This is a genomic window from Acidovorax sp. NPDC077693 (assembly GCF_044542805.1).
Taxonomy (GTDB): Bacteria; Pseudomonadota; Gammaproteobacteria; order Burkholderiales; family Burkholderiaceae_C; genus Acidovorax.
The window spans coordinates 88,474-113,092 of record NZ_JBITVD010000012.1 but is presented as its reverse complement, the minus strand read 5'-3'; the positions used below and the strand labels follow the sequence as shown (position 1 = coordinate 113,092).

27 protein-coding genes are annotated in these 24,619 nt (G+C 68.0%); 14 read left to right on the top strand and 13 right to left on the bottom strand.

Annotated features, from left to right (window positions below; all coding sequences use genetic code 11):
- The first annotated feature begins 9 nt into the window (after positions 1-9).
- A complete protein-coding gene (locus ACIGHN_RS18000) occupies positions 10-993 on the top strand; it encodes a GNAT family N-acetyltransferase (RefSeq protein ID WP_396505419.1) in 984 nt (327 codons plus the stop codon).
- A gap of 131 nt (positions 994-1,124) precedes the next feature.
- Positions 1,125-1,649, top strand: coding sequence for a GNAT family N-acetyltransferase (locus tag ACIGHN_RS17995; RefSeq protein WP_056421419.1), 525 nt, complete (start codon positions 1,125-1,127; stop codon positions 1,647-1,649).
- A gap of 49 nt (positions 1,650-1,698) precedes the next feature.
- Here ACIGHN_RS17995 and ACIGHN_RS17990 read toward each other — a convergent pair whose 3' ends face one another.
- On the bottom strand, positions 1,699-1,893 hold the full coding sequence (locus ACIGHN_RS17990; RefSeq protein WP_396505418.1) for a hypothetical protein: 195 nt from the start codon (positions 1,891-1,893) through the stop codon (positions 1,699-1,701).
- A 363-nt stretch (positions 1,894-2,256) separates the two neighbouring features.
- Between ACIGHN_RS17990 and ACIGHN_RS17985 the strand changes: the two genes are divergently transcribed.
- The 3 genes from ACIGHN_RS17985 to ACIGHN_RS17975 all read left to right on the top strand — a co-directional run bounded on the left by ACIGHN_RS17985 (position 2,257) and on the right by ACIGHN_RS17975 (position 4,730).
- Entirely contained in the window at positions 2,257-2,844 is a 588-nt protein-coding gene (locus ACIGHN_RS17985) for a YigZ family protein (RefSeq protein ID WP_056421421.1), read from the top strand.
- An 87-nt stretch (positions 2,845-2,931) separates the two neighbouring features.
- Entirely contained in the window at positions 2,932-4,347 is a 1,416-nt protein-coding gene (locus ACIGHN_RS17980; protein ID WP_396505417.1) for a dihydrolipoyl dehydrogenase, read from the top strand.
- A 167-nt stretch (positions 4,348-4,514) separates the two neighbouring features.
- The gene (locus ACIGHN_RS17975; protein WP_056421423.1) at positions 4,515-4,730 is read left to right on the top strand and encodes a YjfB family protein; all 216 of its coding nucleotides are present in this window, start codon (positions 4,515-4,517) and stop codon (positions 4,728-4,730) included.
- Between the two features lie 121 nt (positions 4,731-4,851).
- Here the strand turns inward: ACIGHN_RS17975 and ACIGHN_RS17970 are convergent, their stop codons facing one another.
- The 4 genes from ACIGHN_RS17970 to ACIGHN_RS17955 form a co-directional block, all read right to left on the bottom strand.
- Complete coding sequence (locus ACIGHN_RS17970) at positions 4,852-6,015, bottom strand: NAD(P)/FAD-dependent oxidoreductase (RefSeq protein ID WP_396505416.1); 1,164 nt, start codon at positions 6,013-6,015, stop codon at positions 4,852-4,854.
- Positions 6,016-6,057: 42 nt separating this feature from the next.
- Positions 6,058-7,623, bottom strand: coding sequence for an amidase (locus ACIGHN_RS17965; protein ID WP_396505415.1), 1,566 nt, complete (start codon positions 7,621-7,623; stop codon positions 6,058-6,060).
- Between the two features lie 35 nt (positions 7,624-7,658).
- A complete protein-coding gene (locus ACIGHN_RS17960) occupies positions 7,659-8,642 on the bottom strand; it encodes a tripartite tricarboxylate transporter substrate binding protein (RefSeq protein ID WP_056421426.1) in 984 nt (327 codons plus the stop codon).
- A gap of 100 nt (positions 8,643-8,742) precedes the next feature.
- The gene (locus ACIGHN_RS17955) at positions 8,743-10,116 is read right to left on the bottom strand and encodes a D-serine ammonia-lyase (RefSeq protein WP_396505504.1); all 1,374 of its coding nucleotides are present in this window, start codon (positions 10,114-10,116) and stop codon (positions 8,743-8,745) included.
- A 153-nt stretch (positions 10,117-10,269) separates the two neighbouring features.
- On the opposite strand from ACIGHN_RS17955, the gene ACIGHN_RS17950 reads away from it, so the two are divergent.
- The gene (locus ACIGHN_RS17950; protein ID WP_396505414.1) at positions 10,270-11,226 is read left to right on the top strand and encodes a LysR substrate-binding domain-containing protein; all 957 of its coding nucleotides are present in this window, start codon (positions 10,270-10,272) and stop codon (positions 11,224-11,226) included.
- Between the two features lie 25 nt (positions 11,227-11,251).
- Here ACIGHN_RS17950 and ACIGHN_RS17945 read toward each other — a convergent pair whose 3' ends face one another.
- Positions 11,252-11,788, bottom strand: a complete 537-nt coding sequence (locus tag ACIGHN_RS17945) for an AAA family ATPase (RefSeq protein ID WP_396505413.1) — start codon at positions 11,786-11,788, stop codon at positions 11,252-11,254.
- A 100-nt stretch (positions 11,789-11,888) separates the two neighbouring features.
- Here ACIGHN_RS17945 and ACIGHN_RS17940 point away from each other — a divergent pair, with 100 nt between their 5' ends.
- From ACIGHN_RS17940 to ACIGHN_RS17910, 7 genes are all read left to right on the top strand, one after another.
- A complete protein-coding gene (locus tag ACIGHN_RS17940) occupies positions 11,889-12,197 on the top strand; it encodes a helix-turn-helix domain-containing protein (protein ID WP_396505412.1) in 309 nt (102 codons plus the stop codon).
- Between the two features lie 49 nt (positions 12,198-12,246).
- Positions 12,247-13,602 (top strand): type II toxin-antitoxin system HipA family toxin, encoded by a 1,356-nt coding sequence (locus tag ACIGHN_RS17935; RefSeq protein ID WP_396505411.1) that lies wholly within the window; start codon positions 12,247-12,249, stop codon positions 13,600-13,602.
- Between the two features lie 220 nt (positions 13,603-13,822).
- Positions 13,823-15,157 (top strand): DUF2254 domain-containing protein, encoded by a 1,335-nt coding sequence (locus tag ACIGHN_RS17930; RefSeq protein WP_396505410.1) that lies wholly within the window; start codon positions 13,823-13,825, stop codon positions 15,155-15,157.
- A 203-nt stretch (positions 15,158-15,360) separates the two neighbouring features.
- Complete coding sequence (locus ACIGHN_RS17925; RefSeq protein ID WP_396505409.1) at positions 15,361-15,645, top strand: DUF6150 family protein; 285 nt, start codon at positions 15,361-15,363, stop codon at positions 15,643-15,645.
- A 277-nt stretch (positions 15,646-15,922) separates the two neighbouring features.
- A complete protein-coding gene (locus tag ACIGHN_RS17920) occupies positions 15,923-16,528 on the top strand; it encodes a chromate transporter (RefSeq protein ID WP_056421431.1) in 606 nt (201 codons plus the stop codon).
- Entirely contained in the window at positions 16,525-17,163 is a 639-nt protein-coding gene (locus ACIGHN_RS17915; RefSeq protein ID WP_396505408.1) for a chromate transporter, read from the top strand. The genes ACIGHN_RS17920 and ACIGHN_RS17915 overlap by 4 nt, the downstream gene beginning before the upstream one ends.
- Positions 17,164-17,286: 123 nt before the next feature.
- Complete coding sequence (locus tag ACIGHN_RS17910; protein WP_396505407.1) at positions 17,287-18,243, top strand: aldo/keto reductase; 957 nt, start codon at positions 17,287-17,289, stop codon at positions 18,241-18,243.
- Between the two features lie 145 nt (positions 18,244-18,388).
- Here ACIGHN_RS17910 and ACIGHN_RS17905 read toward each other — a convergent pair whose 3' ends face one another.
- The 5 genes from ACIGHN_RS17905 to ACIGHN_RS17885 all read right to left on the bottom strand — a co-directional run bounded on the left by ACIGHN_RS17905 (position 18,389) and on the right by ACIGHN_RS17885 (position 22,561).
- Positions 18,389-19,555, bottom strand: a complete 1,167-nt coding sequence (locus ACIGHN_RS17905) for an ABC transporter substrate-binding protein (protein ID WP_396505406.1) — start codon at positions 19,553-19,555, stop codon at positions 18,389-18,391.
- A 435-nt stretch (positions 19,556-19,990) separates the two neighbouring features.
- Positions 19,991-20,716, bottom strand: a complete 726-nt coding sequence (locus ACIGHN_RS17900; RefSeq protein ID WP_396505405.1) for an SIR2 family NAD-dependent protein deacylase — start codon at positions 20,714-20,716, stop codon at positions 19,991-19,993.
- 159 nt (positions 20,717-20,875) lie between these two features.
- Positions 20,876-21,622 (bottom strand): 23S rRNA (guanosine(2251)-2'-O)-methyltransferase RlmB, encoded by a 747-nt coding sequence (gene rlmB, locus ACIGHN_RS17895; RefSeq protein ID WP_056421436.1) that lies wholly within the window; start codon positions 21,620-21,622, stop codon positions 20,876-20,878.
- Between the two features lie 44 nt (positions 21,623-21,666).
- Positions 21,667-21,819: a hypothetical protein gene (locus tag ACIGHN_RS17890; protein WP_396505404.1), complete on the bottom strand. Its 153-nt coding sequence runs from the start codon at positions 21,817-21,819 to the stop codon at positions 21,667-21,669.
- Between the two features lie 25 nt (positions 21,820-21,844).
- Positions 21,845-22,561 (bottom strand): ABC transporter ATP-binding protein, encoded by a 717-nt coding sequence (locus ACIGHN_RS17885; RefSeq protein ID WP_396505403.1) that lies wholly within the window; start codon positions 22,559-22,561, stop codon positions 21,845-21,847.
- Positions 22,562-22,576: 15 nt separating this feature from the next.
- Between ACIGHN_RS17885 and ACIGHN_RS17880 the strand changes: the two genes are divergently transcribed.
- The gene (locus ACIGHN_RS17880; protein ID WP_056421438.1) at positions 22,577-23,272 is read left to right on the top strand and encodes an arylesterase; all 696 of its coding nucleotides are present in this window, start codon (positions 22,577-22,579) and stop codon (positions 23,270-23,272) included.
- 2 nt (positions 23,273-23,274) lie between these two features.
- Here ACIGHN_RS17880 and ACIGHN_RS17875 read toward each other — a convergent pair whose 3' ends face one another.
- The gene (locus ACIGHN_RS17875; RefSeq protein WP_056421439.1) at positions 23,275-23,463 is read right to left on the bottom strand and encodes a hypothetical protein; all 189 of its coding nucleotides are present in this window, start codon (positions 23,461-23,463) and stop codon (positions 23,275-23,277) included.
- 245 nt (positions 23,464-23,708) lie between these two features.
- Positions 23,709-24,611 carry a DUF2189 domain-containing protein gene (locus tag ACIGHN_RS17870; RefSeq protein WP_396505402.1) on the bottom strand — a complete coding sequence of 301 codons (903 nt, stop codon included), beginning with the start codon at positions 24,609-24,611 and terminating at the stop codon, positions 23,709-23,711.
- Positions 24,612-24,619 lie beyond the last annotated feature (8 nt).

Genomic DNA, 24,619 nt, shown 5'->3' with positions numbered 1-24,619 from the left:
AAGGCAATCATGGAGACCCCTACTTCCAACGCCAGCAGCTCGACCAGCGACCCACCGAACGCGCCTCCTGTCGCGCCGGAGGCTGTGAAGGCCGTGCGCCGGTTCAACCGTTTCTTCACCCGCCGCGTGGGCGTGCTCGACCCGTACCTGGGCAGCGACCTGTCGCTGACCGACGTGCGCGTGCTCTATGAACTGGCCCACCGCGATGCGCCGGTGGCCAGCGAGTTGGCGCGCGACCTGGGCCTGGACGGCGGCTACCTGAGCCGCATCCTGCGCCGCTTCGAAGCCACGGGCTGGATCAGCCGCAGCGCCAGCACCCGGGACGCGCGCCAGAGCGTGCTGACCCTGACCGCCGCCGGGCGCGCGGCGTTCGAGCCGCTGCAGCAGCGCTCGCGCGACGAAGCCGCCGCCCTGCTCGCCCCCCTGCCCCCGGCCCGGCGCCAGGAGGTGGTGGACGCCATGCAGCGCATCGAAGCATTGCTCGCCCCGGCATCCACACCGCAAGGCCCCGCCAAGGTAGCCGTGCTGCGCGACCCTGTACCGGGCGACATGGGCTGGGTGGTACAGCAGCATGGCGAGACCTACTGGCGCGAGTACGGCTGGGATGCCCGCTTCGAGGCCCTGGTGGCCGACATCGCCGCGCAGTTCGTGACGAAATTCCAGCCACAGTGGGAGCGCTGCTGGATCGCGGAGCTTGACGGCGAGCGCGTGGGTGCCGTGTTCGTGGTGCGCAAGTCCCCTACTGTGGCGCAACTGCGCATGCTGATCCTGTCGCCCAAGGCCCGGGGGCTGGGCCTGGGCGCGCGCCTGACCGACGAATGCATCGCCTTTGCCCGCGCCAAGGGCTACAAGAAAATGGTGCTGTGGACCAACAGCTGCCTGGCTGCGGCGCGTGGCATCTATGCCAAACGCGGCTTCCAGTTGGCCCAGTCGGAGCCGTACGAAGGGTTTGGGCAGCAACTGGTGGGAGAGCACTGGGAACTCAAACTCTGAACCGGTGAAGCGTTCTGACGCTTCTAGCCGGTGGACTGCAGTGCCATCCGGGCTTTGGCGGCGCACGGCCGGCGTGACGATGGCCGCGCACGCATGCCATCATGGCGTCCCACTGCCTTGCCATCGCCCCCATGACGACCGCCAGCCCCACCACCTTGATCCGACCCGTCAGCGCCGGCGATGACCTGCAGCGGCTGACCCACCTCATCCACACTGCCTACGCGCCCCATGCGGCGCGGGGCCTGCGGTACTGGGGAACCCACCAGTCGGTGGAGGACACGGCCAAGCGATTCGCATCCGGGACCGGGCTCGTGATGCTGGAGGGCGATGAATACGTCGGGACCATCACGCTGCGGCCACCCCAGCCTGCCTCCCCGGTGGCCCTGTACCGGGAGCCCGGCGTGTGGACCTTCTGCCAGTTCTGCATCTCGCCCGATGCCAAGGGTCGGGGGTACGGCGGCCAGCTGCATGCACATGCCACTGCGTTTGCACGGCAGGCGGGCGCCCAGGTCATGGGTCTGGATACCGCCCAGCCCGCGTCCACGCTGATTGCGATGTACGAGTCGTGGGGCTATCGGGTGGTGGGCGAGTGCGACTGGCGGCCCTTGACCAACTACACCAGCGTGGTCATGTCACGCCAGCTGGTGGGCGGCTGAACGCCCCGCAGCGCGCCAAAAAGGCTGCAGCCGCAAAAGGCAGGCCTGCCTACCACTCGCCCGTTTCGCGCACACGCTGCGCCAGGTCCGGCACCGCGTCGTCCACCGCGGCATCGCTCATTGCCAGCGCCGGCACGGCGGCCTCTGTGCCCGCGGCGGGTGCTGCAGAGCGGGACATGAACCTGCCGAACACGTGGCTGGTCAGGGTTTCGTGCAAAGGCGCGATGAGAGGGATGGCGAACATGGCGGTTCCTTTGTGCCTTCGCTAGGCCGAGTGCCGGCAACCTGGCCGACACCACCGCTTATCGCAAGCAACGCAGAGAGATCGATGAACTGAAAAATGAAGCGAAGAAGGCCTTCAACACGATTCAAAAAACGTAGCGCGAGCTTAGACCGCAGCCACAAAAATCCAGTGTAGGAACAGATGCCATCTGCGAGTGTGACCAAACGCACACTCTGAGACGCCATGTGAACAGCGGTGTAAAACAGGCGCGCGCCTGTGGCATTCGCCCCACACCCTGCCGATGTCGCACGCTCAGCCCATGCGCACGGGGCGCATCGGCCAGCGCACGGCCGGTAGCGTGACGCGCCGTAAACTCACCGCCCCATGCCCTACACACTGGCTGCGCCCGCGCACAGCGATATCACCATCAAGAAAAGCCGCTTCATCGGCTGCGTGCAGCCGATGCCCGACCGGGCCAGCGCGCAGGCGGCGGTCGACGCGCTGTGGCAGCAGCACCCCGGCGCGGCGCACATCTGCTGGGCGCTGCTGGCGGGCGGGCAGTCTGCGGCGGTGGATGACGGCGAGCCGGGCGGCACCGCCGGGCGTCCCATGCTCGACGTGCTGCGCCACCAGGACCTGGAAGGCGTGCTCGCCACCGTGGTGCGCTACTTCGGTGGCGTGAAGCTGGGCGCGGGTGGCCTGGTGCGCGCCTACACCGACGCGGTGGCGCAAGCCCTGCTCACCGCGCCCAAGGTGACGCTGCAGCGCATGGCCACGCTGCAGTGCCAGGTGCCCTACTCGCTCGAAGGGCTTCTGCGCCGCGAGATCGAGGCGGCCGGGGCCGAGCTGGGCGAGGTCGGACACGGCTCCCTGGTCACCCTGCAGCTGCGCCTGCCCGAGACGCAGGCAGCCGGCTTCGTGCGGCGCATCAACGACATCGGCCAGGGCCGCGTCGGCTGGACCGAACCCTGAGAGCCAGAAATGCCTGTGCGCCTACACCGCACCGGCCGGGGCCTGCCGCACACTCCCCGCACCAAGGTTTGCCTAGGAGCCCACCTCATGAGCGAACCGCTCGACACCATCATCATCGGCGCCGGCACCGCCGGCCTGGCTGCCCTGCGCGAGGTGCGCAAGCGCACCAGCCGCTACCTCATCGTCAATGACGGTCCCTGGGGCACCACGTGTGCCCGCGTGGGGTGCATGCCGTCCAAGACCCTCATCGAAGCCGCCAACGCCTTCCACCGCCGCCATGCGTTCAAAGAATTCGGGATACGCGGTGGCGATGCGCTGAGCGCCGACATCCCCGCCGTATTGCAGCGTGTGCGCGCCCTGCGCGACGATTTCGTGGCCGGCGTGATGAAAGCCACCGACAACCTGGGCCACGCCAGCATCTCGGGCCGCGCCACGCTGCTGGGGCCCGGCACGGTGGATATCGACGGCAAGGTCTACCAGGCCAAGAGCATCGTCATCGCCACCGGATCGCGCCCCAAGGTGCCCGAGGAATGGCTCGCCTTCGGCGACCGCATGCTGACCACCGACACGCTGTTCGAACAAGCCACACTGGGCCCGCGGATCGCCGTGGTCGGCATGGGCGCCATCGGCGTGGAGCTGTCGCAGGCGCTGGCGCGGCTGGGCCTGCAGGTGGCCGCATTCAGCACCGGCGACACGCTGGCGGGGCTGAGCGACCCCGGCCTCAACGAAGAACTGGCCGCGCTGCTCAAGAAAGACATGGTGCTGCACACCGGCGAACCCGCGCAGTTGCGCGAAGTGGCCGGTGGCATCGAGGTGTCCAGCGGACCGAACCGGGTGGTGGTGGACCAGGTGATCGCCGCCATGGGCCGCACACCCAACATCGAACACCTGGGGCTGGAGACCCTGGGGGTGCCGCTGGACAAGCGCGGCCTGCCGCAGGTGGACCCGAAAACGCTGCAGGTCGGCAACCTGCGGGTGTTCATGCCCGGCGACGCCAACACGCAGGTTCCGCTGCTGCACGAGGCCGCGGACGAAGGCCACATCGCCGGCATGAACGCCATGGCCGACACGCCGACGCGGTTCCAGCGCCGCACGCCGCTGGCCATCGTGTTCTGCGACCCCAACATTGCCACTGTGGGCCAGCGCCTGGACGACCTCGACCCGGCCTGCACCGTGACGGGCACCGTGGGCTTTGCCGACCAGGGCCGCGCCCGGGCTGCCCTGCACAACCACGGGCGGTTGCTCGTCCACGCCGACAAGACCACGGGCCGCCTGCTGGGTGCCGAGCTGTGCGCACCCGACGGCGAGCACCTGGCCCACCTACTGGCACTCGCCATCCATCGGGAGCTCACCGTGCAGTGCCTGCTGGGGATGCCGTTCTATCACCCCACGCTGGAGGAAGGCCTGCGCACGGCGCTGCGGGATGTGGCGCGCCAGTTGCCGGACGGATCGGCGTCCGACCTGGCCACATGCGCCGGGCTGGGCGTGCCTGCGCTCGACTGAGAGGGGTTCACAAAACTCTCAGTGCCTGCGACGCAGCGCCTGGCCAGAACCGCTTCGCTGAGTTTTGTTATCAGCTCCAAGCTGCGGGGCCAGGTGTCACACAAGGTAACAGGCCTCAAGTCTCGGCCTGACCTGCCGATACGGAACCATTAACCCAAGGAACCGCCATGGACGTCGCACTCGCCAACAGCATCGTCAGCACCGCCACTTCCCTGGCCAGCGCCAAGACATCGGACGCCCTGAACATGGTGGTGCTGAAGAAAGCGCTGGACATCCAGGCCGTGTCCGCCTCCACGCTGCTGGACGCCATGCAGCAGTCCATGCCCCAGCCGGCGCTGGCCACGTCGGGCACGCTGGGCACCCAGGTCAATACCTTCGCCTGAGCGCTGGCAGCAGTCGGCCGCTGCGGGTTTTCGGCGCAATGCGGCCGGTAGGGCGCTGTGCACAGCCCGGGGCGCCCGCTGCCTGAGCTAGCGCCAAACGCGCCCGGCCCCCGGTCCTTCGCTACCGCAACCGCGCCGGCGACAGCGCTTCCGGCACCACCCCCTCACGCACCAATTCATCGCCCAGCGGCTCGCCGCGCAGCAGCTGGCACGCCAGCAGCGATGCGCCCGCCGCGCTCTGGATGCCATAGCCGCCCTGCCCTGCCAGCCAGAAGAAGCGCGGCACGTGGTTGTCCCAGCCGATCACCATGTCGCCGTCCGGCACGAACGAGCGCAAGCCCGCCCAGGTGTGCGACGGGCGGCGAATCTGTAACCGCGTCATTTCCTCGATGTGATAGATGCCGGTGGCCACGTCCAGCTCTTCGGGCACCACGTCGTGCGGGTGCGTGGGGTCGGCATTGGCGGGCGAGCCCAGCAGTTGGCCGGCGTCGGGCTTGAAGTAAAAACTCTCGTCGATACCGATCACCGCAGGCCAGCGGCTGGCGTCCATGCCCTCCGGCACGGCAAAGGTGAAAGCCGTGCGGCGGCGCGGCTCCAGGCCGATGGGCGGCACGCCCGCCAGAGCGGCCACCACGTCGGCCCAGGCCCCGGCGGCATTCACGAGGGTGCGGGCCTGCAGCGTGCGGCCATCGGCCAGGGTGATGTGCCATATCTCCCCCGCCCAGGCCAGGGCCGTGACTTCGGCGCCCGTCAGCACCTGCCCGCCGCGCTGGCGCAGGCCGCGCAGGTAGCCCTGGTGCAGGGCGTGCACATCGATGTCGGCTGCTTCGGGCTCGCTCATGCCCGCTGCCACGGCGTCGGGCTTCAGGCACGGCAGCAGCTCCATCAACGCCGCGTGGTCCACCCACTCCACATTGGGCGACGCTGCGCGGGCGTCGTCGTAAGCCTGCTGCAGCAAGTCGAGCTGCCCGGGCCCCGCGACGTACACCACGCCCCGTGGCGACAGGATGGGCGTGTCGCCAAACTCGGGCGGCGGCGCGTCGTAGAACCCGCGGCTCGCGCGGGTCAGCGCCTGGATGTTGGGCGTGCCGTACGTCGCCATGTACAGCGCGGCCGACCGCCCGGTGGTGTGGTAGCCGGGCTGCGATTCGCGCTCCAGCAGCAGCACGCGGGTGGCCGCGTCCGCATCGCCTGCACCGGTGGCCGCGGCCGCCAGTTGCCAGGCCACGGAGGCACCGGCAATGCCCGCACCGATCACCACATGGTCGTATGTCACAGAGTCCATGGCCTGTCCTTCGTTGCCTTCATGGTGGTGCACTGGCGCTGGTCACACCGCCGACACCGCGGCCTGTGACGCCACCCGGTCTTCGCGCGGCAGGCTGCGGGCGTCCCTCGGGTCGGGTGCACCGGTGACGATGGAGGTCAGTGCAGGCTCGGCCCGCGTGCCCTGCAGCTTGGCCAGGTCCGGGCGCGGCCGCGCCAGCCCGGGGATGCCCTTGAACGCCTGCTCCAGCGCATGCCCCACGCCCAACGTGTGCCGGTCGGCCCTGAAACGCCCGACGATCTGCAAGCCGAACGGCATACCCGCATCGTCCAGCCCGCACGGCAGGCTGAGCGCGGGGTGGGTGGTGAGCGTGGTGACGTACGTCAGCGCCAGCCAGCGGTAGTAGTTGGCCTGCGGCTCGCCATTGATGTGGCTCGCGTACAGCTGTGTCCACGCAAACGGCGACACCGGCGTGGTCGGCGCCAGAATCACATCGTAGTGCTCGTACAGCTTCTGGAACCGCGCCAGGATGCGCGTCTGCTCGGCCTGGGCCCAGGCGCTGTCGAGCAGCGTCATGGTGGCGCCCAGTTCGTAGTTGGCGCGGGTGTTGGGCCCCAGGCTGGCGGGGTCGCTCTCGTACGCTTCGCGGGTGCTGGCCACAAAGGCCTCGGCGCGCAGCACGTCGAAGCAGCGGTGCACATCGCCCAGGTCCACATCGATGGCGTCGCAGCTGCCAAACAGGTGCTTCATGGCCTGCACCTTGCGGCGGAACACGGCGCGAATGCCGTCGTCCACGGCGCAGGCGCCGAAGTCTTCGGTGTACGCCACGCGCAAGCCGCCCAGGTCCACGCCTTCAGGCAGCAGAAAGCTCATCGGGTCGAGCGGGTAGGTCAGCGGGTCACCCACCGACAGCCCGGCGGTGGCGGCCAGCTGCAGGCAGGCCTCTTCGACCGTGCGGCCCATGGGCCCCACCACGGAGATAGGCGTGAAGGCCAGCAGCTTGCGCGAGCTGGGCACCACGCCGGGCGATGGCCGAAAACCCACCACGCCGCATTTGGCGGCCGGAATGCGCAGCGAGCCCCCCGTGTCCGACCCTGTGCACACGGGCAGCATGTCGCAGGCCAGCGCCGCGGCCGAGCCGCCCGAGGAGCCGCCCGCGTTCAGGTTGGGGTTGAACGGGTTGCCCGTGGCGCCCCACACCGTGTTGCGCGAATTGGCGCCAGCACCCATTTCCGGGATGTTGGTCTTGCCGGTGACGATGGCGCCCGCCGCGCGCAGCCGGGCCACCAGCACGTTGTCTTCGGCCGGGATGTTGCTGCGGTAGATCTCCGAACCGTAGGTGGTCAGCAGCCCGGCCGTGGCCTCCAGGTCCTTCACACCCAGCGGCAGGCCGTGCAGCAGGCCCAGCGGCTCGCCGCGCAGCACCGCCTGCTCGGCGGCCTGGGCCTCGGTGCGGGCACGGTCGTAGCAGGTGGCGGTGATGGCGTTCACGTGCGGGTTGATCGCCTCAATGCGTTCGATGCAGGCATCGAGCAGTTCGACGGGCGATACCTCGCGGGTGCCGATGCGGTGGCGCAGCTCGTTGGCGGTCAGCTCGACCAGCGTGCTCCGGTTGCTTTGTGTGCTCATGTCAGGCTTGTCTCCTCTGCTGGTTCGCGGGTGGCTCAGTCGGCGGTGATGCTGGCGCGCTGGGCAATGGCGCGCATCAGCGGCAGCTCCTTGTCGATCAGCTCGGCCACCGCCTTGGACGAAGCATAGGCGGGTTCAAACCCCACCGCGATCATCTTGTCGCGGGTGTCCGGGTCCGACACCACCTGGGCCAGGGTCAGCTCCAGCCGCGACTTGACGGCGGGCGGCAAACCGCGCGGCGCCACCATGGCCAGCCAGGTGTCCATCTCCAGGCCCGGGTAGCCGCTCTCGGCCAGCGTCGGCACCTTGGGCAACAGGGCCGACCGCTTGCCGGCCGTGACGGCAATGGCCTTGATCTTGCCGTCCTTGAGCTGCGGCAGCGCGGCGGACACCGTATCGACCGTGAACGGGATCTGCCCTCCCATCAGGTCCGTCATGGCCGGTGCACTGCCCTTGTAGGGCACATGCTGGATCTTGAGCGCCGCCGCGTGGAAGAACATCTCGCCCGCAAACTGCGACGTGGTGCCTGCGCCGAACGAGCCGTACGAATACTTGTCGGGCGCGGCCTTGACCAGCGCCACGAACTGCTTCACGTCTGCCGCGGGCACGTCCTTGTTGGCCAGCAGGATCAGGCTGGTGCGCCCGGCGATGCCGATGGGCTCGAAGCTCTTGACCGGGTCGTACGGCAGCTTGGGGCGCACCGCGGGGTTCACGGTGAAGGTGGTGCCCGAACTCATCAGCAGCGTGTAGCCATCAGGCGCCGCCTTGGCCACGGCACTGGCACCGATGGTGGTGCCCGCCCCGGCGCGGTTGTCGATGACCACGCTTTGCCCCAGCAGGTCGCCCATCTTCTTGCCGATCAGCCGGCCCAGCACGTCGGTGGCGCCACCCGGCGGAAACGGGATCACGAGCGTGATCGGCTTGGCAGGGAAAGGACCGTCCTGCGCCATGGCGGGCGCCCACGCAGCGGCCCCCAGGGCACAGATCACGGCAGACAAAAGCAGCTTCTTGCGGTTCATGGTGTTCTCTTCAAAGGTCAAGGGATTCAAGGGGTTGTCGGGACGGATTCGGTGGGCCGCGAAGGCGGAATGCCGGTGCGATGGACGGGCGTCGGCAGCGTCAGCCACGGGCCGCCAGCAGGGCCCGCCCACGCTGCACAAAACCCTCGTACTGCGCATCGGGCACCAGCAGCCCGCCCGTGGTCCACACCAGATGGGTGGCGTTGGGCAGCGCTGCGCCCACCCCCGCGCGGTGCAGCCAGGCCTGGCCCGCATCGGTGCCGGTCAACATGCCCGGGCCACTGAAACCCGCTGCCGCCGAGGGCTCGATGCGCTCGCCCAGTGCGTCCAGCACCTGCACCAGGTGGGCAAACAAGGTGTCGTCTGCCACGGTGAACACGCCCGACAGCAGCGGCCCCATCAACTGCGCCGCCAGCAGGGACGCGCGGGGCACGGCCAGGCCGTCGGCCTCGGTCTGGTTGGTGAGGCCCCAGTCGTAGACCGAGGGGTGCGCCTGGCCACCACCCGACTGCGTGGCCTGATCCGCCAGCATCTGCACCATGAAGCACGGCGACTGCACCGGCTCGGCAAAGAAACAATGCACATGCGGCCCCAGCACCTGTCGCAGGCCAAATGCAATCCCTGCAGGAGCGCCGCCCACGCCGCAAGGCAGGTACACGATGAGCGGATGCTCGGCGTCCACCACGATGCCCTGCTCTGCCAGCTGCGCGGGCAGGTGCAGGGCCGCTGCGCTGTAGCCCAGCAGCAGCGAGAAAGATTGCTCGTCGTCGACAAAGTGGCACAGCGGGTCGCTGCCCGCCTGCGCACGGCCGGCAGCCACGGCGCGCTCGTAGTCGCCGGCATGCTCCACCACCTGCACGCCACGCTGGCGCAGGCGCTCTTTCTTCCATTCCTTGGCATCGGCCGACATGTGCACCGCGGCCCTGAAGCCCAAGGCCGACGCCACCACGCCGATGCTCAGCCCCAGGTTGCCGGTGGAGCCCACCGCCACCTGGTAGCGGCCCAGCACCGCGCGCGCCTGCGGGGTGGCCAGCGCGCGGTAGTCACCACCCGGCTGCACCAGGCCGTGCTGCAGCGCCAGCCCCTCCGCAAACTCCAGCACCTCGTGCATGCCGCCCCGGGCCTTGATCGATCCGGCCACCGGCAAACTGTGGTCCGCCTTGATGAACAACCGACCTTGGCCAGGCCCCATGCCCAAGGCTGGCTGCAGCGCTGCGGCAGGCAGCACGGCAGATTCAACGACCCCGCCCGTGCCTGCCAACTCGGGAAACACCTGCGCCAGCAAACTTTCAAAGCGATGGAACCGCGCCGCAGCCTCCCGCGTATCATTCAAACTAATGGTTCGACCCAGTGCCTGAAGGGATGCAGGCGCCTTCAACAGCCGCACCGGGTTGGTCCACAGGCAAGGCTGGGCCTGGCGCAGGTGGCTCGATAGCAGCGGATCGATTCCCTCTAGGACTGACGGTTCGACCATGTATTCGTTTTCGGACATAGATGTTTGGGCGGCAGTGGCACACAGTGGGCGGGCAGGCGCTTGTCGCACCCCGGGCCCACGCACTGCAGCATTCTTCGCCTGTCACTCGCTTGTCACAACGCATTTATAGTGACGAAGACATTAGCCAAAGTAATGGACATTCGACTTTCTCCCTCTCTGCTCGCGTGGCTGCGCAGCTTTGATGCGGCCGCCCGACACGGCAGCTTTACCAAGGCGGCGGCAGAGCTGTGCATCACCCAGGGCGCGGTGAGCCAGCAGGTCAAGCAGCTGGAAGACTGGCTGCGCCGCCCGCTGTTCCTGCGCACCCCGCGCGCCCTGGTGCCCACGCCCGAGGGCCAATGGCTGGCCGTGGTGCTGCGCGAGAGCTTCACCGCCATCGAAAGCACCCTGGCCCAGATGCGCCAGCCGCCCGAGTCCGCCACTGCCACCCTCAGCTGCTCGCCGTCGTTCGCCATGAGCTGGCTCACGCCCCGGCTGGGCGAGTTCTTTCGGCAGTACCCGAGCCTGGGTCTGCGCGTTTTCGGGGAGTTCCACACGCTGGACCGCACCCGCATGGTGCGAGACGGCATCGAGGCTGCCGTGCGCTTCGACCTGGGCGGCTACCGCGACCTGAGCGCCACCGTGTTCCTGGACGAATGGCTCATCCCGGTGGCGAGCCCCGGCTTTCTGGCCGGCCACCCGCCCATCACCGCACCAGCCGACCTGCAGGGCGACTGGCTGCTGCACGACGGCAGCGCCTGGGACGGCGCGGACACCTACGAAGAGTGGCAGCACTGGTTCACCCAAATGGGCGCCACACCGCCGTCCTGGGCGGGCGGTCAGCAGTTCAACCTGTCGCAGCTGGCGCTGGGCGCGGCCCTGGCCGGCCAGGGCATCGCCATGGGCCGCGCAGCGCTGGTGCTGGAGGACGTGAAGGCCGGGCGCCTGGTGCCTGTCTTGGCGCACAGCGTGTTGTCGCGTGCGGCGTATTCGTTCGTGACCACCGCACACCCCAGCCCGGCGATGGACCAGGTGCGGGAATGGCTGGTGGACGAGGCGCAGCGGTTTTGCGAGGAGCGACGACAGGTGCTGCCCGCGCCCGCCCGGTAGATGGACACCTGCGCCGCTGCAGGTTTTACACGCCGTGCGCGCGGTGCAGTGGCAGGCTGCGCACCGCCGCCAATGCAGCGGCCACCAATTGATCTTCCGGAACGTCCGAACGGAGTTCCATGCAGCGGCAGCTTCGCGCTGCCAGCCAATCGCGCTGCCGCTGCAGGCTGCGACCGGGCAGTTCACCCACATCGTACTGAGCGGCCCAGCTCAGAAACTCTGGGTTTGCGTGGCCAAAAAGCTGGGCCTCCCGCTGGCGCAGTCGCGCCAAGCGCGCGGCGGCATCCACGTACAGAAAAATGATGAGATCGAACGAGTCTTCCAACTCTGCGCCCCAGCCCGCCACCGAGCCGGCCAGCACCACGACGCTGTGACGGCGCAGGTCATCCGACAGCAGCGCAAGGCGCTCCACGCTGTCGCGCTTGGTGGTGAAAGGAGGCTCCGTGGGCAGCCAGAAATAGTCGTCGGCATCCAGATGCGTGCCATTCAATGCAGCAGCCAAAGCCCTGCTCAGAGTGGAAGTGCCGGAACCAGAAGCGCCGGTCACGTGGATTCGCAGCATGACAAATTCTCCATAGCTTCCATCTCGCCCATCAACGGAGGTAAAATCAAAAAAAATAACTATATTTATCTTTTTATAGAAAAAGAGTATAAATTAGATCATGAAAAACGATCTCATCAGCATTTTGGCAGGGGCCCGCAAAGCCACCAAAGTCACCCAAGCCGAGCTTGCCGAACGCGCCGGCCTCTCCCGCATGACCGTGCAACGCACCGAAGGCGGCGACCTGGACCCGCGCTATTCCACCCTGGCCGAGATGGCCCGTGTGCTGGGCCTGGACATCATCGCCGTGCCCAGCAGCCTGCGGCCCAGCCTGGAGGCGTTCATCCAGTCCGGCGGCAAGTTCCTGGGCCAGCCCGAGGGTGTGGACGCACCGCCCTCCGTGGTGGACAGCCTGAGCCGCCCCGGCTGAACCCACCAGCATCTCACACAGCCACCACAGCCCCGCAGCCATTGATGCCATGAGCACCTCCATCCGCTACCTGCGCCTTTACCTGCACCGGCCTGTGCGGGCGACTGGCGTGGCGGGCGAGCGCGGCGGCAGCCCGGGCACGCCCGCCAGCCGCCGCGAATCCATTGGCTACCTCTCGCAGTACGGCGACATCCTGCGCGTGTCGTTTGACGAGAGCTACATCCGCAACCCGCAGCGCCCCACCCTGTCGCTCAGCCTTCAGGGCGCGGACGAGGCGGCCACGCAGCAGATTCTGGCGTCGGCGCGCGATGCGCGGCTGGTGCGTACTGATGGGCGCTGGCCGGTGTACTTTCAAAACCTGCTGCCCGAAGGCCACAACCGCGACCGCCTGGCGCGCGAGCGCGGCTGCAGCCCCGACGACGAGTTCGAACTGCTGGCCGCTGCGGGCCACGACCTGATGGGTGCTTTGGAGGTGGAACCCGTGCCTGCACAGGACGGCATTCCGGACGTGGTGCGGCACTGGCACACCACACAGGGCCTGGACGTGCTGGAGCCGGCGTTTGTCGAATACCCGGTGGAAGACGCGGCGTCCCTGCCCGGCGTGGTGACCAAGTTCAGCGCCGTGCAGGATGGCCGCCGCTACACCGTGCACCGCCGGGGCGCGGCCGGCAGCGTGATCTTGAAGTTACCCACCACGGCCCACCCCGACTTGGTGGCCAACGAATACACGGGCTACCAGCTGTGCCAGGCGGTGGGCCTGCACTGTGCCGACGTGCGCGTCATCACCCGCGCCGAGGCCGACCTGCCCGACGCAGTGCCTTTCAACGACATATTGGCCGTGCAGCGCTTTGACCACCTGCCCGGTGGCGCCCGGGTGCACATGGAAGAGTTCAACCAGGTGCTGGGCTACACCCCGCGGCAGAAGTACGGCAAGGGCATGCTGCAGGACTGGGCCACCATGCTGCGCGTGCTCAACCGCCTGAGCAGCCAGCCGGTGCAGGACACGCGCGAATTCATGGCGCGCATGGTGGCGTTTATCCTCATGGGCAACACCGATGCGCACCTGAAAAACTGGGCGCTGATCTACCCCGATGCCCGCGTGCCGCAGCTGGCGCCGCTGTACGACCCGGTGTGCGTGGCAGCGTTCTTCGACGGCGTGCCCGAGAGCCAGTACGCGGTGAACCGCGCCATCGACCGCACGCTGCGCGCGTTCAGCTGGAGCGACATGGAGGGCCTGATGAAGTCCGCCGGACTGCTGCGCGTGCCGCGCCATCTGGCACTGCTGCGCGATGTGGTGCAGCAGGCGAAGGCGCAGTGGCCCGCGCTGCTGCACACGGCCCCCCCGAACATGCGCGCCACGGTGATCGAGCGACTGGCGGGCGGCGTAGCGCTGGCTGCGGCGTAGCTGCACATGAGCAGGTCGGCAGGCATTCTGCCCGCGGCCTATGCTTCACTTTCGATAGCACCCAGGGCAATATGAGTGTGCGGTAGAGCAGGTTACGGCGCATGCTGCGCCCCACCAGCCATGTCAGACACGGGCAAGCGCCCACCACCTTCACGGCGGCGGTCATCTGGCGGTGCCGTCCTTCATGCCGGCCTGCAACGGCACTCGGATACTGATGCGCATGTCTGAAAAACTTCGCTATCAATTGCTGCGGCTGACCCGCAAGACCTGGAGCCGCTGCGCGCTCTTCTCGCTGTTCGCGTTGATGGCGGTGGCGTTGTCCGCTCTGATCGGGCCCTACATACCAGAGAGCGTGGCGATTAAGCTGGGGTCGGATTCCATCGGCAGCCTGCTGGGCATCCTGGCCTCCAGCATGCTCACGGTGGCCATCTTCTCGGCCAGCACCATGGTGGGCTCTTTCAGCGCGGTGTCGAACAGCGCCACGCCCCGCGCTTCGCAGTTGCTGATCGAAGACTCCACGGTACAGAACACGCTGGCGGCGTTCATCGGGACGTTTTTGTACAGCGTGATCGCCCTGATCGGGCTGCATGCGCATTTGTATGGCGACGGAGGGCGGCTGGTGCTCTTCGGCTTCACGCTGGTCATTCTGGTGCTGGTCGTGGTGGTGCTGCTGCGCTGGATCGACTATCTGTCCGTGTTGGGCCGCCTCGGCGAGACCATCCGGCGGGTCGAAGCTGCCACCATGGCCGCCATGGCACAGCGCCTGCAGAAACCTTTTCTGGGCGGTCAACCGCAGCCACCCGGCGCCCAAGGAAGCCACGCGGTGCGTGCGCCCGCCACCGGCTTCGTGCAGCACATTTCGATGGACATCCTGCAGGCCCGGGCCGAGGCACTGGGCACGACGCTGCATCTGCACGTCCTGCCCGGCGCATTCGTCGAGCCTTCGGTGGTGCTGGCCAGCTGCGATGTCGACCTGACCGAAGAGGAACAGCAGGCCATTGCCGATGCCGTGCTGATCGGCGCCGGGCGCACCTTTGACCACGACCCGCGCTTCGGGATGGTGGTGATGGGCGAGATCGCGGCGCGCGCGATGTCGGCCTCGGTCAACGACCCGGGGACGGCCCTCGACGTGATCGCTGCGGCGGTGCGCACCCTCATCTTCTGGGTGGACACCGGGCGCCAGACCGCTGCGCAACAGGACGCCGCGGTGGAGTTCGACCGGGTCACCGCCCCGCGGTTGCGCGAGGCGGGCTTGCTGGAAGATGTGTGGACGCCCCTGGTGCGCTACGGCGCGCCCGCGGTCGAGGTGGGCATGGCACTTCAGCGCGCGCTGGCCTCGCTGCGGCGGCTGGACCACCCCGGGTTCAATGCGGAGGTGGAAGACCTGTCGCGCTATGCGCTGGAGAAGGCGAGCCATTCCAACCTGATCGATCGGGAGATGGCGATGCTGCGCCGGGAGTCTGCAGCGTGCGGTAGCAGCAACAGCAACGGCACCAACGCGGAGGGCACCGGGTACAACCACCAACACGCCGCCACGCATGCATATTCACAATGATGAGGGTTGAGGCACCGGGCACGGGACGCTACTGACACGACGGAGCATCGCACGACGCATGCACCTGGCGTTTGGCGTGTTGCACGGGTTGTTTTCGAACCCAGAGTCAATTCCCGCCCGCTGCTTCGCTCAGAACGGGTTGAAGGCGACCTCTCCAAGCCCTGCCGATTTCCGTCAGACCCATCACAAGGACAAGGACACCCATGGCCAAGATCCTCGAAGTGAAATACGAGCACCAGGCCGACGCCCGCGTGTGCGAGGTGGCCCAGCAGAGCATGGCCGACCTGTGCTGGCATGAGGTGGCCTACCCCACGCAGGCCAGCGGCGACGCCATCTGGTTCTTCGTGCCCTATGCCAACCAGGCCAGCTTCAAGGTCTTCCGCGTCAAGCATGCGAGCCAGGCCGACATCAAGCTTTTCAAGGTCGCCACGCCCGACGATGCGGGGTGGCGCAACAAGGAGCACCTGCTGCGCGGCAAGCTGGGGTGAAGCCCACTGTTGTCTGCGGGGCGAACACACACGCCCCGCCCGGCCTGTCCGAGGGCCGCGGGCCGCGGGGTGTCCGCGCCGTGCACGCCAATCGCTCACCCAGCCTTGCCGCAACGCGACGCCAGCGCCCCGCGCCGAGCCGAGGCGGCGCCTGCGGCGCGCGTAACATGGCGCGTGGGCGCGACGCTCCGGGCCGCCCCTTCGCACCACTCCTGATTTGATAGCTGCTACCGCTCGCCAGATGCGCGGTAGCTGCCACTTTTACTGTGAATTAGTCATGGCCATCGCCACCGATCTGCCCTCCCCCGACCCCACCCCCGGCCTACCGCCGCGGCCCCAGCCCCGCAACCCGTCCGATCTGTTCTGGTCCTTCACCTGGCTGGCCCTGCAGGGCTTTGGCGGCGTGCTCGCCGTGGTGCAGCGCGAGCTGGTCGAGAAAAAGCGCTGGATGACCAACGAGGAGTTCGTCGAGGACTGGGCCGTGGCGCAGATCATGCCGGGGCCCAACGTGGTCAACCTCAGCATCATGATCGGCGACCGCTACTTTGGCCTGCGCGGTGCGTTCGCGGCGCTGGCGGGCATGCTGACCTTTCCGCTGATGCTGGTGCTGGCGCTGGCCGTGATCTATGCGGAGTTCTCCAGCCACCCTGCCGTGGCCGGTGCACTGCGCGGCATGGGGGCCGTGGCGGCGGGGCTGATCGCCGGGGTGGGCATCAAGCTCTTCGTGTCCATCAAGAAGCACCCGCTGGGCCGCCCGCTGTGCGTGGCCTTCGTGATTTTGACCGTCATCACCATGGCGGTGCTGCGATGGCCGCTGCTGTGGATCCTGCCCGTGGTGGGCGGCGCGGCCTGCCTGCTGACGTGGAGAAAGCTTGCGCCATGACCACTGCCACCGCTGCTGCCACCACCCTCGCCACCGCCGTGACCGCCCCGCTGATCGCGCTCAGCCCTGCGGACTGGTTCAACCTGTTCCTGTACTACATGTCGCTGTCGCTGCTGGCGGTGGGCGGCGCCATTGCCACCGCGCCCGACATGCACCGCTTTCTGGTCGAGCGCAATGCCTGGCTCACCGACCCGCAGTTCAACGCGTCCATCGCCATCGCCCAGGCCGCCCCCGGCCCCAACGTGCTGTTCATCGCGCTGCTGGGCTGGAACGTGGGCATCAACGCCGGCGGCCCCGGCGTGGGCGGCTGGTTGCTGGGCGCCCTGGGCATGGCGGTGTGCATGCTGGGCGTGATGCTGCCCAGCAGCCTGCTGACCTGGATGGCCACGCGCTGGGGCCACCGCAACCGCGAACGCCGCGGCGTGCGCGCCTTCAAGCAGGGCATGGCCCCGGTGGTGATCGGCCTGCTGCTGGCCACCTCGTGGGTGCTGGCCCGTGCCCATGGCGGGCCGGGCACGGCCTGGCCGCTGTGGCTGCTGAGCGTGGTCACCGTGGTGCTGGTGTGGCGCACCAAACTGCATTTGCTGTGGATGCTGGGCGCAGGGGCGGTGCTGGGCGCGCTGGGCTGGGTGTGAGCGACAGCCCATCTGTGCACCGCATGCACCACGCCCCATCGAGCCAGCGCTGTCAGACCACGCCTGAACTCCAGTGCATCCGTTGAACCCGAGCTTCCATCACCCTGCATTGAAAGGCTACCGATGAACCTCCGTCCCCTGGGCCGCTCCGGCCTGCAAGTGTCTCCCCTGTGCTTTGGCGGCAACGTGTTCGGCTGGACGGCCGACGAAGCCACCTCGTTCTCGCTGCTCGATGCCTGGGTCGACGCAGGCTTCAACTTCATCGACACGGCGGATGTGTATTCGCGCTGGGCGCCCGGGCACGCGGGCGGAGAGTCCGAAACCGTCATCGGCCAATGGCTGCGCGCCAGCGGTAAACGCGACCGCATCGTGCTGGCCACCAAGGTCGGCAAGGACATGGGCGACGGCAAGGTGGGCCTGCGGCCCGAGTACATCCGCCAGGCGGTGGAGGCATCGCTCAAGCGCCTGCAGACCGACCGCATCGACCTGTACCAGTCGCACGACGACGATGCCACCGTGCCCCTGGCAGACACGCTGGGCGCGTACGCCGACCTGATCCGCGCGGGCAAGGTGCGGGCCATCGGCGCGTCGAACTTCAGCGCCGCCCGGCTGGCGGAGGCCCTGCAGACCAGCGAGCGCCTGCACCTGCCCCGCTACGAAAGCCTGCAGCCGCTGTTCAACCTGTACGACCGCGCGGTGTTCGAAGACGCGCTGCAGCCGTTGTGCGTGGAGCACGGCGTGGGCGTGATCAACTTCTATGCCCTGGCCGCAGGTTTCTTGACAGGCAAGTACCGCACACCGGCCGATGCGGCCAAAAGTGCCCGCGGCACGAACACGACTGCCAAGTACCTCAACGACCGGGGCCTGCGCATTCTGGCGGCGCTGGATGCGGTGGCACAGCGCTACGACGCCACACCCGGGCAGGTGGCGGTGGCCTGGCAAATGCGCCAGCCCGCCATCGTCGCGCCGATTGCCAGCGCCACGTCCCTGGGCCAATTGCAGGAGCTGGTGAAGGCCGCGCAGCTGGTGCTGGACGACGCCACGTTGGCAGAGCTCAACGCGACCAGCGCGCAGAGCTGATCGCTGCAGGTCACTGCAGGTCACTGCAGGTCACCCCTGAAAGGCGATGCTCCAGGGGGCGCCGCCCGCCATGGACAGCTCGTTGCTGAAAACTATTGATCAGTGATCAGTGATCAGCGACGAGTGACGAGTGACCAGGGGCCGGTCAACTGATGCGCCGGCCGTTCTCGGCGTACACCGCCAGGTAGATCGCGTCCGAGCCGATGTACGGTGCCTTGTTGCCAAAGCCGACGTTGAAGTCGCCGAACGACAGCGCCCGAATGCCCGCCAGGCCCGCGCGCAGGCGGTCGCGCGTGAGGTCCTTGCCCGCGTTCTTCAGGCCCTCGATCATGATCTGGCCGTTGAACCAGCCTTCGAGCGCGCTGCCGCTGTTCAGGAACGCCGCATTGGCGCCCACGGCCTTCATGGTCGTCTGGAACTTGCGCACCGCCACCGATTTTTGCGAGTTGGCATCCGGAAACACCTGCACCAGCGCCAGGCCGCGCGTGGAGGCAGCGAGCTTGGGCATCTCGGACGCGATCACCGTGACCGACAGGCCCGCCAGCGGCACGCCCTGGGCCTTGGCGCGAAACGCCTGCACAAACGCCGTGTTGGCGGTGCCCGTGGTGGCCAGCAGCACGGCGCCCGGGCGCTCGGCGGCGACCTTGTCGGCCAGCTCGGCGCCGTTCTTGCCATCCACCGCCAGCGCAAATTCGCCACCGCGCTCGACCTTGATCTCGTCCAGTGCGGCAGACATGTCCTTGAGCACTTCCTTGCCGAAAGGGTTGTCCAAGTACACCACGGCAATGCGCTTGAGGCCCATGTCCACGATCTGCTTGACCAGGCGCTGCGTTTCTTCGCGGTAGGTGGGGCGCAGGAAGAACACGTGGCGGTTGCCAGCGGCGCGCAGCGAGGTGGCGCCGGTCACCGGCCCCACGGTCGGGATGCCCTTGGACTCGACCAGCGGCAGGATGGACGCGGTATTGGCCGTGCCCAGTGGCGAGATCAGCGCGAACACCGACTGGGCGTCCACCATGTCCGTCACGTTCTTCAGGGTGCGGGCGGCCACGTAGCCGTCGTCCTTCACCTCCATGCGAATCTCGCGGCCGTGCACGCCGCCTGCGGCGTTCACTTCGGCGAACGCGGCCTTCATGCCCGCCAGCTGCTCGATGCCGGCCTGGCCCAGCGGGCCGGTCAGCGCGATGGAACAGCCCAGCGTCACCGACTTGGCCGTGAGCGCCTCTTCAGCCGCCATCGCGGTGTGGGCCCATGCGGGAAGCCCGGTGGCAGCAGCGACCTGGGTGGCACGCAGAAGAAAGTGACGACGGCTCATGGTGTGGAACGCCCCAAAGGTAACGGAAACAAAATGTGAAAGGTGGCGCAGGCTACAGGCTGTGCCTGCCCGGCCGGTGTCCGCTGTGCGACACGACGCCGCATTCCTGCAACGAAACCGCCAGGGATCCTCTGCACGCATCGAGCTGCCAAGTGTGCGCTGCGGATCGGGATGGAGTGCAAGGCGCAAGACGCAGCAATAGCCGTAGCTATTGCGAGTATTGGCAACGCCGCAGGCCGCCCGAGACCGCAGATGCACACGGCGCGATGATTCGTGCAGAGGGTCCCTAGGGGCAGCTCTCTACCGCGGCCAGAGGCGATCAGCAGCCGGCCGGCCAGGCAGCCGAAAAGTGCGAAGGAGAACGAGGCCGTTGCGCGCTGTGCAGCGGTTCACGGCCTGTGGCCTGGAAGACAGACTGAGCGACCGTGGCGTGGGTCACACCGCCAGCAACTGCGGCAGCAAGCTGCCCGCCGTGCCACGCAGCACGGCATGCGCAGCATCATCGAGCTCGCTCGGCGCCGGGTTGAGCACCACCACCCGCGCCCCGGCAGACCGCGCCTGGCGCGCCAGCCCCGCGGCCGGGTACACGGCGCCTGCCGTGCCGATGACCAGCATCAACGCGCACTGGTGGACGGCCAGCTGCGCAGCGGCGAACGTGTCATGGGGCAAAGCTTCGCCGAACCACACCACGCCGGGCCGCACCAGGTTGCCGCAGCGGTCGCAGTACGGTGGCTCTCCCTGGACCGCGTCCGCAATGTGGCAGCACGCGCGCGGGGTGTCGAGCCATCGGTTCTCCAGGATGTCGCCGTGCAGGCACAGCACGCCGCTGCTGCCCGCCCGCTGGTGCAATCCGTCGACGTTCTGGGTGATCAGGGTGAGCCGGCCCGGGTGTTGCTGCTCGAAGTCGGCCAGTGCCCAGTGCGCCGCATTGGGCTGCACGCCGCCCAACAGGTCGCGGCGGTACTGGTACCAGTTCCACACGCGTTCCGGGTGGTTGCGAAAGCCCTCTTCCGTGGCCATCTCTTCGGCGCGAAACTGCGCCCAATAGCCGGTCTGCGCATCGCGGAAGGTGGGCACGCCCGACTCCGCACTCACGCCCGCCCCGGTCAGCACCGCAATGCGCTGCGCTTGCTGAACCCAGGATCGGGCGATGTCCAGCATGTCAGTAGCCCCGCGCTCTGCGCGCCACTGGTGGCATGTGATTGAGGGCGGTGTGCCGAAGCCCGCGTGCCCGAGGAATGCGACTCACCGAGCCACCGCATGCCGTCCCATGCCCTGCCATCGGCGGGGCGCCAGACGCACAGTGGCTCGGGTGGTGTTTCATGTCCGCTGGCGCAGCGCCTCGTACAGGCAGACACCGCTGGCCACCGAGACGTTCAGGCTCTCGACCGCGCCTTTCATGGGGATGCTGACCAGCTCGTCGCAGTTCTTGCGGGTGAGCTGGCGCATGCCGTCGCCCTCGGCGCCCAGCACCAGGGCCACGGGGCCTTTGAGGTCCACCTGGTAAATGGTCTTGGGCGCATCGTCGCTGGTGCCGATGCACCAGATGTTGCGCTCCTTGAGCTCGTTCAGCGTGCGCGACAGGTTGGTCACCATGAAGTACGGCATGGTCTCGGCCGCACCGCTGGCCACCTTGGCCACGGTGGCGTTGATGCCCACCGCGTGGTCCTTGGGGGCGATCACCGCGTGCGCGCCCGCGCCGTCGGCCACGCGCAGGCAGGCGCCCAGGTTGTGCGGGTCGGTCACGCCGTCGAGCACCAGCAGCAAGGGCTGCTCGACGCCCGCGGCCTCGAGGTTTTCGAGCAGTTCATCGAGCGAGGTGATCTGGGCTACCGGCTCGACCCGCGCGGCCACGCCCTGGTGGCCGTGGCTGCCGGCCAGCTTGGCGATGCGCTCGCTGTCGGCTTCGATCAGGCGGGCACCGGCCTCGCGGGCGCGGTCGAGGAACTGGCGCATGCGGGCATCGCGCCGCGTGACTTCGTAGTAAATCTCGATGACGGATTTCGGCGCGGTCTTCAAACGCACGCCCACGGCGTGAAAGCCGAAGAGAACTTTGGGGCTGGACATCGGGCGATTATCCGCTGGCAGCAGGGGTGCCCGTCACGTTGCTATCAATTAAATAGCTGCTCGCGCTTGTTGGAAGCGCGGGAGGTGCCGAAAAAGACCTGAATGCGGCGCGTGCGGCCCCTGCGGGTACGGGCCGTGCACACGGTGTGCAGCCCTATCCTGCGCTCGGTGAGGTGCACGGCGAGGCGATTCGCCATGGCGCGTTGCGTTGCCGTGCGGGTCCTACACCACGCGGCCCGCTTCGATGGTGATGCGCCGCTCGCACTGCGCGGCGATGGCGCGGTCGTGCGTGACCAGCACCAGCGTCGTGCCCTGCTCGCGGTTCAGGTCGAACATCAGCTGCATGATGGTCTCGCCAGTGGCGAAGTCCAGGCTGCCCGTGGGCTCGTCGGCCAGCAGCACGGCGGGGTGCACCACGAAGGCCCGTGCCAACGCCACACGCTGCTGCTCGCCGCCGGACAGCACCTTGGGGTAGTGGCCCAGGCGTTGGCCCAATCCCACGCGCTGCAGCATGTCGGCCGCGGCCTTGCGCGCATCGCGGCGGTTGGCCAGCTCCAGCGGCAGCATCACGTTTTCGAGCGCCGTGAGGTTGCCCATGAGCTGAAAGCTCTGGAACACGAAGCCGACCTTCTGCGCACGCAGCGCGGCGCGCGAATCCTCGTCCATCGCGAAGAGGTCATGCCCGTCGAGCCGCACCGTACCGCGGGTGGGCGTGTCCAGGCCCGCAATGATCGACAGCAGCGTGCTCTTGCCCGAACCCGATGCCCCCACGATCGCCGCCGTTTCCCTGGGCGCCAGGCGGAAATCGATATCCCGCAGAATGTCGAGCGTGCCGGTGGAATCCGTCACCGACTTGAACACATGCTCGACGGCAATAATCGGTGTGGCAGATGCAGCGGCAGTGGCCGCCGCCACAGGGGATGAGAGGGATTCGGACATGAAAGGTTTTTTACTTTGATCGGATTGACGCACCGGCGCCACTTTATCCTGAGCGCCACTCTCGGCCTCGCGGTGGGGATTTGCGCCCCCGCTGCGCTGGCGCAGTCCTCGGCCAAGACACCCGTGGCCCCGGCCCCCACCAAGCCGCGCACGCAACCCCTGATCCTGGTGCTGGGCGACTCGCTCAGCGCCGAATATGGACTGGCCCGTGGCACCGGCTGGGTGGCCCTGCTGGAAAAACAGCTGGCCCAGGAAAAGCTCGCCGCCACCGTGGTGAACGCCAGCGTGAGCGGCGAGACCACTTCGGGCGGCCGCTCGCGCCTGATGGCGCTGCTGGCGCAGCACCAGCCCACGCACGTGGTGATCGAGCTGGGGGGCAACGACGCCCTGCGCGGGCTGCCGCTCAAGAATACGCAAGAAAATCTGACCGCCATGACGGAGGCTGCGCAAAAGGCTGGCGCCAAGGTCCTGCTGGTGGGCATGCAGGTGCCGCCCAACTATGGCACCGACTACGCCAACAAGTTCGCGGCCCTGTTCACCACGGTGGCGCAGGCCCGCAAGGCGGCGGTGGTGCCTTTCTTCCTGAAAGGTGTGGCGGATGGCCCGGACCCGACCCGCCTGTTCCAGCCCGACCGCATCCACCCGCGCGCCGAAGCGCACCCGCAGATGCTGGCCAACGTGTGGCCGGAGCTGAAGAAACTGCTGCGCTGAGGTCAGGCGCCGGCGCCGCCGGGCTGGCCGGGCGCTGGTGCATCCCCACCGGGCTGGCCGCCCTCGCCGGAGTTCTCCTCGGGCGGGTCTTCCGGCCGGCGCTGGGACTTGGCCCTCAGCTTTTCTTCCTTTTTCTGCTTTTTGGCGAGTTCGCGCTGGCGTTTTTCGTATCCGTAGTTGGGTGTTGCCAAGGTAGTTGCTTCCTGAAGTAATGGCCCACTGTAACAGCATGAACTGGGCGTGGATTCATGCCACCAAGAAGCTGCCCTGCGCCCTTTGGGCCCTTGCAAGTGCCCTGCCACCATTGGATGCCAGGCGTGGCCTGCAAACGGCAGATGGTGCTGGCCTCCAGGGCACCAAAGCCGTAAAAATCTTGCGGGCCGAGCGCAGGGTGGCGCACACGGGCGGGCGCCCCTGCAGGGCCCGCCGCAGCACCTCATGGCAGCGGTACCCCAACGCGATCGCCCCCAAGGCCCGGTGCAATGCCTGACAAGCCAGGCGGCGCTACCGACGCCCGGTAGGCGTGCCAGCTCGCGTGGCCGAGCAGCGGCCCTGCCAGCAGCAGGGGTACGCCCCAGAACCACAACGACAGCCCGACGATGGCCGTGATAAGTGCGCCCCACAGCAGCATGACCACCGCGTTCTCCAGCACCACGCGCACGCTGGTGATGCCGGCCGTGAGCGCATCGGTGTCGCGGTCCAGAATCATCGGGATGGAGACGACGGAGGTTGAAAACACCAGCGCCGCGAACACGCCGCCCACCACCGCGTAGACCGCCACGAAGCTCCAGTTCTGCGGGTTGAACACGGCATCGAGCACGCCTGTGGTCGATGGCATGCCGGTGTTGAAGAACACCGCAAACACCACGAGCGACGCGCGGCCCCACAAAAGCTCCAGCACCACGAGCACCAGCACCAGCATGCCCATGCTGCCCATGTGGCTGTCCCAGCAGGTCAGCGATTCGCTCAGTTGCGGCCGCTGGCCGGCCTCGCGGCGGCGGCTGGTGTCGTACAGGCCCATCGCCAGGAAGGGGCCGAGCAGCAGGCAGCCGCTGGCCAGGGACATGGTGTATTCAGGGCGGGTGCGCAACACCCAGCCCAGCAGCATCGCCATGCCCCAGAAGCACACGCCATAGAACACCGCGATGCCCGGCGCAGCGCGCATGTCGTGCAGGCCGCGCAGCAGCCAGCGAAAAGGGTCTGCCGCATGCAGCCGTCGCAGCGCAATGGGCGCAGCAGTGTCATGCAGCGCCTGCCCCGCAATCGCCTCCGCGCACTGGGCCTGCGATGGCGCAGACGCGTCGGGCACGGGCACGGGCGTGGGAGATGTGGCAGTCATGCCGCCAC